Genomic DNA, 14,542 nt, shown 5'->3' on the forward strand with positions numbered 1-14,542 from the left:
ACAGGAAGCCCCACTCATCCGTCACCGTGTAGTTGAACGCGCCCACGGTCGCGGCTGCGTCCAGTGCCCCGAGCGCCGTCGTTTCGTTCACCTCATGCTCGTTGCCACTATTGTGCGCCGTCACGGTGATCGTCGTTCCGTTCGTCAGGCTCACGTCACCCCGCCAGAGAATCTCCTGCTGCTCCCTGTTCACGGTACCACTGGAGCTCTCGTCAGGAAGCGCGCTCGCCATCGCAGGCAGTGCCGCAATCCCGACAAACAGAAAGATACTAAAGAGCAGCATACGTTTCATGCCAAAAGAATCCACTCGTGTTCTCATTTGCTACCGCCTCTCACCAAATCATGGCGCGCGGGGTATAAATACCCCAGATTATGGATCACATGTATTATCCAAATAGCTAAGAACCGCAGCAGGTAACACGACGGGCGATGAGGGTAAACGCGCCGTATTTAGCCGATCATCGTCCCGATGCCTTCATCAGTGAAGAGCTCGAGGAGGATCGAGTGCGGCTTGCGGCCGTCGATGATATGCGCGGTGACGCCGCCTTCAGCGGCACGGAGGCCTGCCTCAACCTTCGGGATCATGCCCGCACCAATGACTTTCTTGGCAATGAGCTCCTGGAGCTCGAGGGGCGTTGTCCGGGCTATTAAGGTGGTTAGGTCGTCGGGATCACTCAGCACGCCGGGGACATCGGTGAGCAGTATCAGCTTCTTCGCCTTGATCGTGACCGCGATCTCGCCGGCGACGGAATCGGCGTTGACGTTGAGGCTATTGCCCGCGGTATCGACGGCGATGGGCGAGATCACGGGAATATAGCCCTGCTCGCTCGTGAGCGTGAGGATCTCCGCGTTGATCGCCTCGATCTCGCCGACCCACCCGAGGTCGACCTCCTGCTCCTCGCCCGCGCGGCCGACCTTCTGCTTCCGCTTCTTCTTCGCCACGATCAATGCGCCATCGTTGCCCGAGAGCCCGATACTTTTGCCGCCGTGCTTGCCAATGAGGGAGACGATGCGCTCGTTCATGTTACCCACGAGCACCATCTGCGCGATCTCCATGGTCTCGTCGTCCGTAATACGAAGCCCGCCGACGAAGGTGGGCTTCTTACCCAGCCGCTCCATCAGCCGCGTAATCTCAGGGCCGCCGCCGTGCACTACGATGGGGCAGATGCCAACGAAGCGGAGCAGCACCAGATCCTGCGTGATCTTGTCCATGATACTTTCATCGACTAATGCATGCCCGCCCATCTTGATCACGATCTTCGAGCCGTAAAACTCACGAATATACGGCAACGCCTCGATCAGGACCTCTTCTCGTTTCATTGCGCCTGCCTGCTTCTCGTTAGTCTAGTTCTAGAATACAAGAGGTCGAAAGCCCTTTAAAGCTTTTTGTCGAGGGAGGACGAGCAGACTACTCGCGCCACGTGACCTCGACATCATCGGGACGGTAATTGGGCCGCACCTGCGACTGCTCGATCGGCGTTATCGAACCGCAGGTGAGCATGAGCAGCCCGAGATAAGCGATCATGATCCCGTTATCGCCCAGGAACTTCTTCGCGGGGACGAAGAACCGTCCGTCACGATCCTCGGACATCGTCTGGAGCATCTGCTGCAAACGCCGATTCGCACCCACGCCGCCGGCCAGCAGCAGCTCATCCTTACCGAGATGCCCCATTGCGCGCTCCGTGACTTCCGTGAGCATGGCGAATGCCGTCTCCTGGAAGGAATAGCAGATATCAGCTCGTGCCCCGGGCTGTTTATCATAGGTCTCCTTTGCCGCCGTTGTGAGCCCGGAGAAGGAGAGATCCATGCCCTTCACGACATAGGGCAGCTCGATATAGCTTCTACCCTGTAAGGCCAGCTCCTCGATCTTCGGGCCGCCGGGATGGCTGAGCCCGAGGTGCCGGGCGAATTTGTCGAGCGCATTGCCGATGCCGATATCGAGCGTCTCCCCGAATATCCGGTAGTGGCCGGCACGGTAGGCGAGCACCTGCGAGTTTGCACCGCTGACGTACAAAACCACCGGATCGTTCGTCTTGCACTGCCAGCGGCCCACCTCAATATGCGCGATACAGTGATTCACCCCCAGTAACGGCCGTTTCAACGTGAGCGCGAGCGCCCGTGCTGCGGTTGCGACGGTACGGAGACAAGGACCCATGCCCGGGCCCTGAGAGAAGGCGACGCCGTCGATCTGGCTCAAGGAGAACTCAGGGTAGGTCTCCTGCGCTTTGCGGAAGACGCGCGAGATGACCGCTTTTAGTTCCGTGGCATGATGCTGCGCGGCCTCACGGGGATGAATGCCGCCGTATTTCGGCTGATAGGTCGAGACGGCCTCGGCTAGTACGTCAGACTCATCGACGAGTGCCGCACTGAGGTTCCATGCAGTGCCTTCGAGGCCTAAGATGAGCGTCATTTCTCGTTCCGTGCGCCTGCTGGATGGAGACCGTTTCCCCATTCTTACAGAAGCGTCGCGGCAAGATAGCTTTAAGTATGTTGAAACACACCATAAGATGGTAGCACAGACGGTGCTCTTCTTAGAACGAATGATCGCGGAGTCTTATGACGTCGTTGTGGTCGGTGCAGGCCCTGCGGGCAGTTACACGGCGAAGACCGCTGCGGAGCACGGTCTGGACGTGCTGCTCATCGAGCGCAACGCGGAGATCGGTGTGCCGGTGAAGTGCGCGGAAGGCGTGAGCAGGGAGATCGAGCGGTATGTGGAGCTTGATCCGCGGTGGATCTGCACGGAGGTGAAAGGCATATCCACGTACGGCCCAGACGGCACGGCGGTGACGCTCTCGGTTGAGGGCTCTGACATTGCGGGTTACGTGCTGGAGCGGCGGCTCTTTGACAACTATCTGGCGCAGCAGGCGGCGCGTGCGGGTGCCGAGGTGCAGGTGAAGACGCAGGCCTATGACCTGGTGCAGGAGAACGGGTACGCAAAGGGCGTGTACGTGCGGACGCCAGAAGCTAACGAGCGGCGCATTTTGGCGGATGTTGTGGTCGGTGCGGACGGTGTAGAGTCACGGGTGGGCCGCTGGGCGGGAATCGATACGCGATTGCCCCTATCAGACGTATGCACCTGTGCGGAGTTCCTTATGAGCGATATCACTGTAGACGAGCACTATTTGGAGACATACTTCGGCCGTGAGATCGCGCCAAAGGGCTATCTCTGGATATTCCCGAAGGGCAAGCGCTGCGCGAACGTCGGACTAGGAATAGGCGGTGACGTCTCTGGTGAGGGGCATCGCGCACGCGATTATCTGCGCTCGTTTGTCAAGCACCGGTTCCCGGACGGCAAGGTGCTGGCGGAGATCTATGGTGTGGTGCCCCTGAGCGGGCCCGTTTACGAGACCGTTGCGAACGGTGTAGTTTTAGTGGGCGATGCGGCACGGCACGTGCAGCCGATCACGGGCGGTGGAATTCTGCAGGCGGTCCAGGGCGGCAGGATCGCGGGCGACGTGATTGCGAAGGCCGTGAAAGAGCAGAACGTCTCGAAGAAGCGATTACGGGAATACGAGAAACGGTGGAAGCGCGAGTTCGGGCGGGTGCTCGAGGTGGGCTTGAAGGCGAAGAACATCGTGCTGAACCTGAACGAGCAGGAGCTGACAAAGTTCTTCCAACCCCTCGGCGGCGAGATCAAGCTGAAAGAGTACAGTGAACGCGCGTTTTTGAAGACGCTCATCATGAAGAATCCACGGATTCTCGTGAGTCTCGTGAAGACGATCTTTTGACCGTGGGCTGTGATAAGTCTGAGGCCATGATGGCGGCGAGGTGCATCAATCGAGATGCGCTGCTCTCCACGTTGAACAACGTGCATTGTGACCGTTTCATCGCGTTTGAACTGAAACGGTCGGTATCCCGCACCGCGGATGAAGCGCCCACCGCAGTTACCCGAATCCCTCACGCTAGAGCAGCCTCACCACAAGGTTGATAAGAAGAATGGTGGGTATCAAAAATTTGATGATGCCCGTGAACAGCTTCTGCGCCACTCTGCCGCCCCTAATCTCCTTGAAGATGATCCGCGAATCGAGAAACCAGCCTGCAGTTATGCTTAAGATCAGGCCTGCTAGTATGAGTCCGATCGTGCCGAATAGGAAATCCTTGAGGTCGAGAAGAGGCGTACCGAACAGTTCTAATTTGAGGGCGGTGTAGCTCAATGCTGCGGGGAGCCCGGTAAGCATGATGAGTAATGAAGCCACAGTAGCCGCCTTTTTACGCTCGAATCCATACTGATCAATAAGGGTCGCTACTGGCACTTCGAGCATGGAAACCGAAGAGGTTATAGCAGCGAAGAAAAGCAGTAAGAAGAATACAGCGCCCAGGAAAAGCCCAAAACGCAGTTCCTGGAATACGGGTGGCAGAGCAACAAAGGCAAGCTGCACTCCTGATGCAGGGTCGAGACCGAACGAGAAAACCAGGGGGAATATCACGATTCCTGATAGAATTGCGATAAACAAATCGGATATCGTTATGATACCTGCGCTTTTCGCAATGTGCTCCTCCCGCATATAGCTACCGTAGGTGAGCAGGATACCAAAACCCACGCTCAGCGAAAAAAATGCCTGACCAAATGCTGCAGTCCATACAAAGGGGTCAGTAAGCCGTTCGAAGTCCGGGGTGAGATAGAACCGCATGCCCTGACCAGCACCGGGCAACGAGAGTGAAAAGGCAAGGAGTAGCAGCAGCATGATGAACAGGAGCGGAATAAGTATTTTGGCCATTTGTTCGATTCCCCCCTTCACACCTGCCATGACCACAAAGAAGGTTATGCCGCCTGAGCACAGGAAGAAGAGCAGCGGATAATACGATGCGGTGAAGACCGAGAAAGGCACGGAGATGTCAGCGATGAAGAAGAGTGAATAGGCGAGCACCCAGCCGGTAATTACCAGATAATAGCTCAGGATCATACTGATGCCGAGGACGATGAAGATGCCCGCTATTCTGAACCTTTTTCCTATGGCGCTGAACGTCGGCACCACCGAGGTCTGGAAATGCCTTCCCAGAGCGAACTCGAGCATCATGAGCGGCATGCCAAAGAGAAAAACCGCGATGATGTACGGGATCAGGAATGCTCCGCCGCCATTTTCGCCCACGATATACGGGAACCGCCAGATATTACCGATACCCACTGCGGAGCCAATGCTGGCAAGGATAAAACCGATGCTCGATGACCATTTCTCTCGCATAGATATATCAGCTACCCTCCGGGAACGTTAGCCTTCCCGTCTCATCTTTTCGCGCGGGCACGGATCCTGTCGTTTATTTGACCCCGCCCTGTATTATTCTTAACCGCCTAACTCCTAGTAAGTTACCGTTGTGTGTCTTGTAGTGAGGTGGGCGACCGGCCCCCCACACCATTGGGCAAGCAGTTCTGGTGAGAGAAGATGCGTCAAGAACGCTGGCATGCCTTGAAGGTAGAGCGTGTATTCGAGCAACTCGATACGCGCATTCGAGGGCTAACAGAAGAAGAGGCAAAGGCGCGGCTTGCCCAGCATGGTTACAACGAACTTGAAGAGAAGAAGAAAGAATCATATGTGCACATATTCCTTCGTCAATTCAAGAGCCCGCTAATTTATGTGCTTATCTTTGCAGCGGTTGTGGCTTTTTTAGTCGGCGAATATGACGATGCGGTAATAATAGCGGTGATTTTGACGGCAAATGCGATCATTGGCTCTATACAGGAGGGCCGAGCGGAGCGGGCGATATCCTCGCTCCAAAAACTTGCCGCACCCGTGGTGAAAGTAAAAAGAGAGGGCGTAATCGAGGAGATACCGTCACGCGAAGTTGTTCCGGGCGAGGTGATTATCTTTGAGATGGGCGATAAGATATCGGCTGATGCGCGCTTGATTGAGCAGGTCAATCTGAAACTAAACGAAGCTGTGCTCACCGGCGAGTCGGTTGCTTCTGAGAAATATATCGCACCGGTAAATCAGGAAGCAAAGGTAACTGACCAGAACAACATGGTCTTTTCCGGGACGCAGGTGGTGGCGGGTCATGGAGAGGCGGTGGTCGTTGCCACGGGCGTACATACCCAGATGGGTGAAATTGCTCGAACGGTTCAGGAGGCCGAGGAAGATATCCCGATCATGCGCAGAATGGCCCATTTCAGCCGCTGGATCATCAAAGCAGTGGTATGTGTAATAGGGTTTACGCTGATCGTGGGTGTACTCCGTGCGTATCCGCTCTACGATATATTTTTGGTGCTGCTCAGCCAGCTGGTCTCTGCTATACCTGAGGGTCTGCCCGTCGCCTTGACCGTTGCTCTTTCCATCGGCATGTACCGTATGACGAAGAGGAACGTTCTTATACGACGGCTTGCGGCCATAGAGACGCTGGGGTCAGTAACGGCGATATGCACCGATAAGACCGGTACGCTCACCCGGAATGAAATGACCGTTACCCGCGCGTTCATCGGCTTTGCCGACTATGGAATAACCGGCGCCGGCTATGTCCCCAAGGGCAACTTCATGAAAGCCGGGGAAGAGCTGGATCCTGCTACTGATGAGACGTTCATGCAGGCCGTAACCATCGGGGGACTCTGCAATAATGCAAAGCTCTACAAAGAGAAAGATACCTGGCGGCTCTTTGGCGACCCGACAGAAGGCGCGCTGGTGGTACTGGCATACAAGGCAGGTATTGACCTTGATTCACGCAATAACACCGAACCACGCATATTTGAGATCCCTTTCGATTCCTCCACCAAGTGCATGGTCACCCTGCACCGCGCCGGGGATAAGAACGTTGTGCGGGTAAAAGGCGCGCTGGAACAGGTGCTCGCCCTCTGCGGTTACGTTGCCGCCGGGGAGGTGAGAGCGATCACCTCGGAGGACCGAAAAGTCATGGAGAGCACAGCGCGCGCATATGGCGAGCAAGCGTTGCGCGTGCTAGCTCTTGCTTATCAGGAGGTTGAGAGCGAGACCACGGTGCTCAGCCTGGACTCGATCAAGGGAACGCTTATTCTGGCCGGTATCGTGGGCATGATGGACCCGCCGCGAGAGGAGGTGGTCGCGGCGATGACAACATGCTACGAAGCGGGCATCACACCCATTATGATCACCGGTGACCATCTCTCCACCGCGATGGGTGTCGCTGAAAAGGTGGGCATGCGAGACCCCACGACCGTCAAAGATATTGAGTCCCTGTCCGATGACGAGTTGCAGGCGAGCATCAAGGAAACCAATGTGTTTGCACGTGTGCTGCCCGAGCAGAAATTAAGAATAGTGAACGCGTTGAAGGCAAACAAGCAGATTGTTGCAATGACGGGCGATGGTGTCAATGACGTGCCCGCACTTGCGAACTCACATGTCGGCATTGCAATGGGGATAAAAGGGACAGATGCAGCAAAGGATGTTTCTGATCTGGTACTTGCTGATGACAATTTCGCGAGCATTGTTGCCGGCGTGGAAGAAGGAAGGGGGATAAAGGATAACATTAAAAAAGCGATTTATTTCCTGCTCTCTACGAATTTTGGTGAAATAGCAACCCTTATCTTCGCTATACTGATCGGGCTGCCGCTGCCGCTTGCCGCAGCTCAGATCCTCTGGATTAATATGGTCACAGACAGTGTGATGGTCATGCCGCTCATCACCGAGCCGAAAGAGAAGGACATAATGAAGCGACGACCTTCACCGCATGATGAGCCGTTTATCACAAACTGGATGATACCAAGAATACTGGTAGCGTCCCTGGTGATGGGAATAGGATCATTATCCCTGTTTTATTACTATCTGGCGACAAGCACTCCTGAGCTGGCCCGCGCGGTAGTATTCACCACCCTCGTGGTTTTCCAGTGGTTCAACGGCCTGAACGCACGGTCGTTCACCGTGTCGCTGTTCAACATGAACCCGCTATCGAACAAAAAGCTCTTGATAGGGCTTGGAATAGGGATAATCCTTCAGATCATCGTTATTTATGTGCCGTTCATACAGCCGTATCTGGGTACCGTCTTCCTGGGACTGAAGGACTGGATCGCTATACTGGCTGTTTCAAGCACGGTAGTGATCGCAGCGGAGATCTACAAATATTTGGGCAAGCAGAAGCAGGACGTTAGGACGCCCGTGCACGGTGTGCGGGCATAGTAAAATCGTGGCGATGTTCTGTTGCATTCGTTTTGGTGATTTTGGTAAAGGACGTAGGGCTGAACACTACACCTGTACGAGCCCCGGGAGACGTTTGATTTACCTCCTATAACCACCCTCTCCGCCTGAAGTACAGGACCATCGAGATGAGAATCGCACCCATCACGAGCCACACCGCGAGGTAGCCCCAGCGCCAGCCGAGCTCGGGCATGTACTCGAAGTTCATGCCGTAGACGCCCGCTATATACGTTAACGGAATGAAGATCGTGGCGATGATCGTCAACACCTTCATTATCTCGTTCATCTTGTTGCTGAGGCTGGAGAGGTAAATATCGAGCATCCCGGCGATCATATCACGGTAATTCTCGACCGTGTCGATCACCTGAATGGTATGGTCGTAGAGATCGCGGAGGTAAATGTCGGTGGACTCCTGAATGAGCGGTGAGTCGAGACGTTCAAGGCCGCTGAGCACCTCACGAAGCGGCCAGATGGATTTTCTGAGGAAGATCATGCCCCGTTTAAGGCCGTGGATGGTGCGTAAGGTCTCAGGCGAGGGAGTGGACACCAGTTCCTCTTCGGTATCCTCGATCACCTCCCCGATCTTCTCAAGGATCACAAAATAGTTATCCACGATCGCATCGATCAGTGCGTAGGCGAGGTAATCGGGGCCCGCCTTCCGTATGCGCCCTTTCTTATTCCTGATCCGGTCGCGCACAGAATTGAAGACGTCACCCTCGCATTCCTGGAATGAGATGACGAAGTTCGGGCCGATGATCAAGCTCACCTGCTCGGCCTCGATCTCGCGCTCTTCACCGTTATAATAGAGCATCTTCAAGACGAGAAAGAGATACGACTCGTAATCATCCATCTTTGGACGCTGTTCGGTGTTCAGAATGTCCTCAAGGAGGAGTGGGTGGACGCCGAAGTGCTGCCCGATAGCTCTTATCAGCTCCACGTCATGGACACCATCGATGTTTATCCAGGTGACCGTGGGTCGCTCTTTGAAGGAGAAGACTTCCTCGACCCGTGCTACTTCCCGCTCCTCCAACTGCGCCTCATCGTAATCAATCAGCGTAATGCGCACCTTCTCGGTCTTCCGCTCACCGATATGAATGAGCGTGCCCGGTGGCAGCCCGCTCTTCTTCGATCGTTTCGTGATGAGCTGCGGCATGCTAACGATATCCTCACACCGTTTAGTGGCTCCAGAAGCTTTTGGAGTGGTAGAACTCTCCCTGTTGTACTCATACAGTCTTCAAATAAGATAAATACTGCCCTTCTGCCCACTCCGCTCGCTCGGTTTGCGCATTACACGCCGAAATGAGCATACCATTCCGGCCGCGCAGGTGGCTCAGCCTGGAGCAACTCGCGCCACTGCTCGTCCGTAAGCCGGTTCTGCATCGGCTGTTTGAACTCGTAATAGCAAAAAACCGGGCCTGCACCGATTAGTATCCGCCCATCGGGAACCTTGTAGGCGACGACGATCAGATCAACGTACCCGACCCCTTCCTCGAGCACCTGCCCGGTGTTCCCTTCGGTGTGGACGTCCGCGACGATCGTGGTCTTCTTCGCTTTTTCATCGACCTCCGCGATCACGCCGTTCAACTCGTCGCCGAAGTGCTCGATGAACTGGTAATCCGCCGCGGTCAATTCCTCGTTCGCCAGTTCCTGCTCAGATAAGACCACCAGACGCTCCAGAATCGTTTCTAACCGCTCTAACCGGTACCTTGCCGGTTCATCCAGCACGTCCATGCTCGCCAGACCGTCCGCGGTCATCCGGGTTAACGCAAGCAGCCGGTTATAAAACTCAGGCACCGGCTCGATATAGCCGACCACCTCTTTCTCCGGGGTTGGCATCGGCATCGCGGATTCCACCATCGTATAGCTCTGCTTCGCGTAAAGAATGGTATCGTGCCGCAGCTCAGTCCACGAGGCGAGCGCGGTGGTGAGCGCTTTGTCCTGCCACGCGGTGGTCTGCATGAAGGTCGGATAGCCGGTGCCGTACGCTTTTAAGAGCGGTTGGAGCGTGAAGAGCCAGCTCCAGTATACATTCTGGTTCCAGTCGGCGTCGCTGAAGTTCTTGAATTCCACCGCTAGTTCGCTATACGCCGTATCGTACCCTTTATAGTTGGAATCATCCAGCTCGTCCAGTAACGCCCGTGCGCGAGCGGAGCCCAGAAGCGCCATGATGTCCAGGCCGCGTGGGAAGCCCCGAATCGGCCTGCCTGCGCCTGAAACCACGTAGGTAAATGGTTTCGGCTCTCGATCGCCCATATAAACGTCAGTATACGCACCGACCAGATTCGAGAACAGATAGGAATCAGGGATGAACCGCTGACCCATCAACCGGAACCCTTTAGTGGCCTCGAGGCACGCATCGGCCTGTTCCGGTGTGAACGGTGGTGGAATCACGCAATCGCCCGTGCCACCGTAGATTTCGGGCGAGCGATACGCAGCGAGCTTCACTTTCAAGTCCCCCACGCGCTCTTCGGTGAGCATACTCGGCTCGAACGTTCCCGTGAACACGGCATTCAAGGCTTCCTGATACTCGTACGGACCGAGGTCGTCGGAGAGTCCGACATAGAACGCAGTGACGGCGTAGATCCGATCCCACGTTGCCTGCAGCGCCGGCTGCTGCTCTAAGTGCGCTGCAATGAGTGCCGCGCCCATCGTCTGTAGTCTGGCGTCTTCTTCTGGTACCAATCCCTCCGGCCCGCCCTTGAGCAAGAAGCTCAGACGGCCGTACCAGATGAACGCTTTGAAATAATTCTTCAGCTTCTCGCTCCGCGTGTAATGCCCACGCGGCACGTACTGCGAGTAATCCTCTGAATACCTGAATATCGGGGATGTCTCGAAGCCTGCATGGGCCTCTATCAGCGCTAATTCCGAGTCAACCTCAGCCTTCACAAAATCCGGTACCTCGAATCGATAGGTCGCCAACTCCTCGGCGGTGAAATACGCGCTCGCCAACCCGGGATCCCGGCATTCCCAGCCGTCGGTGCAGAGTTGATCCTCCCGTGGCTGCAACAAGCTCAAGCCGACCGCGAAGTAGGCCGCGTTCCTGCGTGCAGCTTCCTTCAACTCGCCATCGTACCGGCCATAATCTGTTACAGACTCTTCCAGCAGCCCACGGCTGATCTCCCAGATGAGTTCGTAAAACTCGCGCTCCTCGATCTCTCGCAGCGTTTCATCGAACTGGATGTGATAGAGATGCAAGAGCGAATCGGCGGTGATAAAGACCGGTATTTCGCGGTCCTTCAGTGCGGTATAGGGCGCGGTAATATCCTCCTCGCGGGTGTCGAACGGGTTAGCGATGACCACAAACCCGTTTGCCTCCAGAAGCCGTACTGCAGCTTCGTTCAGTGCGATTTTGCGTGAGAATTCGCGGTAGTTGTGGATCTCGTCACTATCGAGCGGCAGGCGATATTGCGCGGTCTGCAAGCTGATATTCAGTGCAGATAACGAATAATATACGGTGAATTGCGTCTTTGCCGTCGTTTCCGCGCTTGATAGCTCAATCGCCGCTGTTTGTAAGGTTGCCATGGTCTCGTCCGGTTCTGTCGGTGCGGGCTCGAGGCAGCCGCTGAAACATAGGGAGCAGAAAACTGCAAAGACCAAAATCCAGCGAGAGCGCGAAGGATTTGGCTTCATAGTTCTGTATAGCGTAAAAGCGCTGCGCGCTTAATAAATTTTATGCGGACAGGATCGTCTTTCAGTACAGTGAGCAGGAGATAGAGATGCTGACCGTCAAGCCCCTTGCGTTTGAGAGCCTCGGCGTTCGCTCCATGGCGACCTTCGTGGAGACGGACGACCGTGCGGTGCTCATCGACCCTGGCGTTTCCTTAGCGCCAAGCCGCTACGGGTTGCCGCCGCATCCGATCGAGGAGCAGCGGATGGCCGCGTGCTGGGACGAGATCACGGCGCACGCCGCCATGAGCGACAGTATCATCGTCACCCATTATCATTACGACCATCACGACCCGTACGAGCCGGATCTCTATGAGGGCAAGGCCGTGTATCTCAAGCATCCTGAGGAGCAGATCAACCGGAGTCAACGCGGGCGTGCGGCGTTCTTTTTGGCGCAGCTCGCTGATCTGCCGCAGACCATCAAGATCGCGGATGGGAACGAATTCACACACGGCTCGACCACCATCAAATTCTCCCCGGCGGTCTTCCATGGCACGAACGCCAAACTCGGCTACGTGGTGGAGGTAAGCATAGCCTGCAGCGGTAAGAAGCTGGTCTTTACGAGCGATGTCGAAGGGCCCGCGATAGCGGAGCAGGCGGAATTCATCCTGCAAGAAAAGCCCGATATGCTCATACTGGACGGCCCGATGACGTATATGCTCGGGTTCCGCTATTCGCAGCTGAGCCTGGCACGCTCGATCGAGCACATCAACCGGATCATAACAGAGACCGCGGTCCGGGACATTTTGATAGAGCACCATTTCATGCGTGACCTGAAGTACCGGGAGCGGATAAGGGAGGTGTATGAGTGCGCGGCACGGCATAACGTGAAGGTGATGACGGCTGCGGAGTATCTCGGTCGGGAGATCGAGCTCTTGGAAGCGCGGCGGAAGGAGCTCTACACGTAAGGGGACACACCCCCCTTATTAACCTAACCCACCTAACTAACCAGAACCAAAAAAACAAAACAGACAAGAAGGACCGATGCCGTATGGTCTTTTCCTTGCACCTTATGGTCGTATAGTTCCGTTCTTCCAGGTTATGCATTCCCTTTTATCGCCGGAGCACCGAGAAGTTCATATGCGACTTATTTCGCTCTTGCATATCGCACCGACCCTCGCTGCGTTCTTTGGGGTGCCTCTGGAGTCCTCAAAACGCCCCGTGGAGCAGCTGCTCGCATTCCTGCAGGCCCGCGAGCCTTCCGTCGTGACACTGGTGGTGATCGACAGCCTTGATTCACCCCTTTATTGCGCGCTTGCCAGTGATCTTGAGGTGCTGCACGAACTCGCTTCCGCGGGCTTAGTATTCGATTGCGAAACGGTAACGGATACTACCACGCCGGCGATTGCCTCGATCCTCACCGGGCTCCTGCCAGAAGAGCACGGAATCCTCACGAGCAAAGAGGTCGGTACTTCACCGGTGAACTCGCTTCTGGAGCTGCTTGATGATAGGGGCAAGCCCACCGGGGCCATTCTCGAGACTGCGGGTACAAGACCGCTCGTCGGCCGGATCAGCTATGTCTGTCCGGTTGACGATCGCGAAGATATAGCGGAGTATGACGCGTTGATAACCACGTACACCGTTTCCACGGTGCAGAAGGAGGAGGTGCGGTTCATCTTCGCGCACCTCCGCGCTATCGACCGGTTCGCGCACCGGAATAAGGATTTACATATCGCGGCGCACTTAACAAATAAGCATATGGTAGAGATAGCGGCGGCTGTGAGCGCGCGCGCAGGCGTGCTGCTCATCTGCGGTGATCATGTGGCGCACCTGGCCGAGAACAGGAAGGCGAAGAGGAAGATGATGGGAACGGTGCCCTTGATTGCCGGCTATCCGTGAGTAACTGCGCCGTAACGATCACCGTTTAAGATACAGACGATGCTACCTGACAAAGAGCTCAAAATTGGTGTTGCCCTCACCGACCCTGAGGACTGGACTGCCGCGGCATTTGTCAAGACTATTGAGAGGACCGGTGCACAAGCGGTGCCTCTGAATCTCGCTCAACTCAGTGCGTCGCTCTCACCGGCCACCTGCTCGATCTCCGATGCGCGCTCGCAAACCGTAGACCTCACTGCCCTCATTGTAAGGGACGTAGGCATCAGCTTCGCGCTTGAACAGATCTCCTTCAAGTTTGATCTTATCCGGCAGTTTGAAGCGGTCATCCCCGTTATGAACACCTCTGCCGCGATCCAGAACGCGGCGAACAAATTCTACTCCTTTGTTCTGTTCCAGCGTGCGCATCTCCCCATCCCCCGCACACTGGTAACGGCTGAGCTGGACGTCGGGCTCAGTGCCATCGCTGCATGGGGAAGCGCGATAGTGAAGCCCATCTTCGGCAGCCAGGGCAAAGGCATTATCATGCTCTCAGAAGAAGACCCGAAGGTGTCATCAAACCTCGAAGTATTGCTTAAAGAGCGCGGTGTGCTCTACATTCAGGAGTTCGTCCCGAACCCGGGTCGCGATATTCGTGTCTTTGTCGTTGGCGAGGATGCGCTCGGCGCCATGTATCGTGTCTCGCTCGACGGCTCGGTCATCAGTAACCTGAGTCAGGGCGGAAGACCCGTACTGTGTGAGCTAACTGAAGAGCTGCGTGACCTCGCAGTACGTGCGACTAAAGCGGTCGGCGCGAACTTCGCGGGCGTCGACCTGATCGAGAGCGAAGACGGGCTGTTGGTGCTCGAAGTCAACGGGACACCATCGGGCAGGGGCATTAACCAGGCCTGTGGGATTGACGTCACCGAGGAGATCGTTGCGAGCCTGTTCGAGCAGTTTTTGTAGAAAAA

At 55.8% G+C, this 14,542-nt stretch carries 11 protein-coding genes; 5 read left to right on the forward strand and 6 right to left on the reverse strand.

The annotated features are described in order from the left end of the window. The 3 genes from ENN68_03120 to ENN68_03130 all read right to left on the reverse strand — a co-directional run. A partial coding sequence (locus ENN68_03120; protein ID HDS45080.1) for a hypothetical protein occupies positions 1–319 on the reverse strand: 319 nt, incomplete at its 3' end. A gap of 131 nt (positions 320–450) precedes the next feature. Continuing rightward, positions 451–1,320: an acetylglutamate kinase gene (gene argB, locus ENN68_03125; GenBank protein ID HDS45081.1), complete on the reverse strand. Its 870-nt coding sequence runs from the start codon at positions 1,318–1,320 to the stop codon at positions 451–453. 88 nt (positions 1,321–1,408) lie between these two features. Then, on the reverse strand, positions 1,409–2,410 hold the full coding sequence (locus tag ENN68_03130; protein ID HDS45082.1) for a bifunctional N(6)-L-threonylcarbamoyladenine synthase/serine/threonine protein kinase: 1,002 nt from the start codon (positions 2,408–2,410) through the stop codon (positions 1,409–1,411). A 130-nt stretch (positions 2,411–2,540) separates the two neighbouring features. Between ENN68_03130 and ENN68_03135 the strand changes: the two genes are divergently transcribed. Continuing rightward, entirely contained in the window at positions 2,541–3,728 is a 1,188-nt protein-coding gene (locus ENN68_03135; GenBank protein ID HDS45083.1) for an NAD(P)/FAD-dependent oxidoreductase, read from the forward strand. A 174-nt stretch (positions 3,729–3,902) separates the two neighbouring features. Here ENN68_03135 and ENN68_03140 read toward each other — a convergent pair whose 3' ends face one another. Continuing rightward, entirely contained in the window at positions 3,903–5,183 is a 1,281-nt protein-coding gene (locus ENN68_03140) for a sodium-dependent transporter (protein HDS45084.1), read from the reverse strand. A gap of 198 nt (positions 5,184–5,381) precedes the next feature. Here ENN68_03140 and ENN68_03145 point away from each other — a divergent pair, with 198 nt between their 5' ends. Next, positions 5,382–8,075, forward strand: a complete 2,694-nt coding sequence (locus tag ENN68_03145) for an HAD family hydrolase (GenBank protein ID HDS45085.1) — start codon at positions 5,382–5,384, stop codon at positions 8,073–8,075. A 106-nt stretch (positions 8,076–8,181) separates the two neighbouring features. Here ENN68_03145 and corA read toward each other — a convergent pair whose 3' ends face one another. Beyond that, positions 8,182–9,246, reverse strand: coding sequence for a magnesium/cobalt transporter CorA (gene corA / locus ENN68_03150; GenBank protein HDS45086.1), 1,065 nt, complete (start codon positions 9,244–9,246; stop codon positions 8,182–8,184). Positions 9,247–9,380: 134 nt separating this feature from the next. After that, entirely contained in the window at positions 9,381–11,723 is a 2,343-nt protein-coding gene (locus ENN68_03155) for a DUF3160 domain-containing protein (GenBank protein HDS45087.1), read from the reverse strand. A gap of 89 nt (positions 11,724–11,812) precedes the next feature. Here ENN68_03155 and ENN68_03160 point away from each other — a divergent pair, with 89 nt between their 5' ends. The 3 genes from ENN68_03160 to ENN68_03170 all read left to right on the forward strand — a co-directional run bounded on the left by ENN68_03160 (position 11,813) and on the right by ENN68_03170 (position 14,537). Further along, positions 11,813–12,667: a hypothetical protein gene (locus ENN68_03160; protein ID HDS45088.1), complete on the forward strand. Its 855-nt coding sequence runs from the start codon at positions 11,813–11,815 to the stop codon at positions 12,665–12,667. 76 nt (positions 12,668–12,743) lie between these two features. Further along, on the forward strand, positions 12,744–13,598 hold the full coding sequence (locus tag ENN68_03165; GenBank protein ID HDS45089.1) for a hypothetical protein: 855 nt from the start codon (positions 12,744–12,746) through the stop codon (positions 13,596–13,598). A 39-nt stretch (positions 13,599–13,637) separates the two neighbouring features. After that, positions 13,638–14,537 (forward strand): RimK family alpha-L-glutamate ligase, encoded by a 900-nt coding sequence (locus ENN68_03170; protein ID HDS45090.1) that lies wholly within the window; start codon positions 13,638–13,640, stop codon positions 14,535–14,537. The last annotated feature ends 5 nt before the right edge of the window (positions 14,538–14,542 follow it).

The sequence above is a fragment of the Methanomicrobia archaeon genome, assembly GCA_011049045.1.
Classification (GTDB): domain Archaea; phylum Halobacteriota; class Syntropharchaeia; order Alkanophagales; family Methanospirareceae; genus JACGMN01.

Bases quoted from the DNA above. Each gene is read 5' to 3' on its own strand.
- ENN68_03170 (HDS45090.1), top strand. From the start codon at position 13,638: ATGCTACCTGACAAAGAGCTCAAAATTGGTGTTGCCCTCACCGACCCT.
- ENN68_03155 (HDS45087.1), bottom strand. From the start codon at position 11,723: ATGAAGCCAAATCCTTCGCGCTCTCGCTGGATTTTGGTCTTTGCAGTT.
- corA (HDS45086.1), bottom strand. From the start codon at position 9,246: ATGCCGCAGCTCATCACGAAACGATCGAAGAAGAGCGGGCTGCCACCG.
- argB (HDS45081.1), bottom strand. From the start codon at position 1,320: ATGAAACGAGAAGAGGTCCTGATCGAGGCGTTGCCGTATATTCGTGAG.
- ENN68_03130 (HDS45082.1), bottom strand. From the start codon at position 2,410: ATGACGCTCATCTTAGGCCTCGAAGGCACTGCATGGAACCTCAGTGCG.
- ENN68_03135 (HDS45083.1), top strand. From the start codon at position 2,541: ATGATCGCGGAGTCTTATGACGTCGTTGTGGTCGGTGCAGGCCCTGCG.
- ENN68_03140 (HDS45084.1), bottom strand. From the start codon at position 5,183: ATGCGAGAGAAATGGTCATCGAGCATCGGTTTTATCCTTGCCAGCATT.
- ENN68_03145 (HDS45085.1), top strand. From the start codon at position 5,382: ATGCGTCAAGAACGCTGGCATGCCTTGAAGGTAGAGCGTGTATTCGAG.
- ENN68_03165 (HDS45089.1), top strand. From the start codon at position 12,744: ATGCCGTATGGTCTTTTCCTTGCACCTTATGGTCGTATAGTTCCGTTC.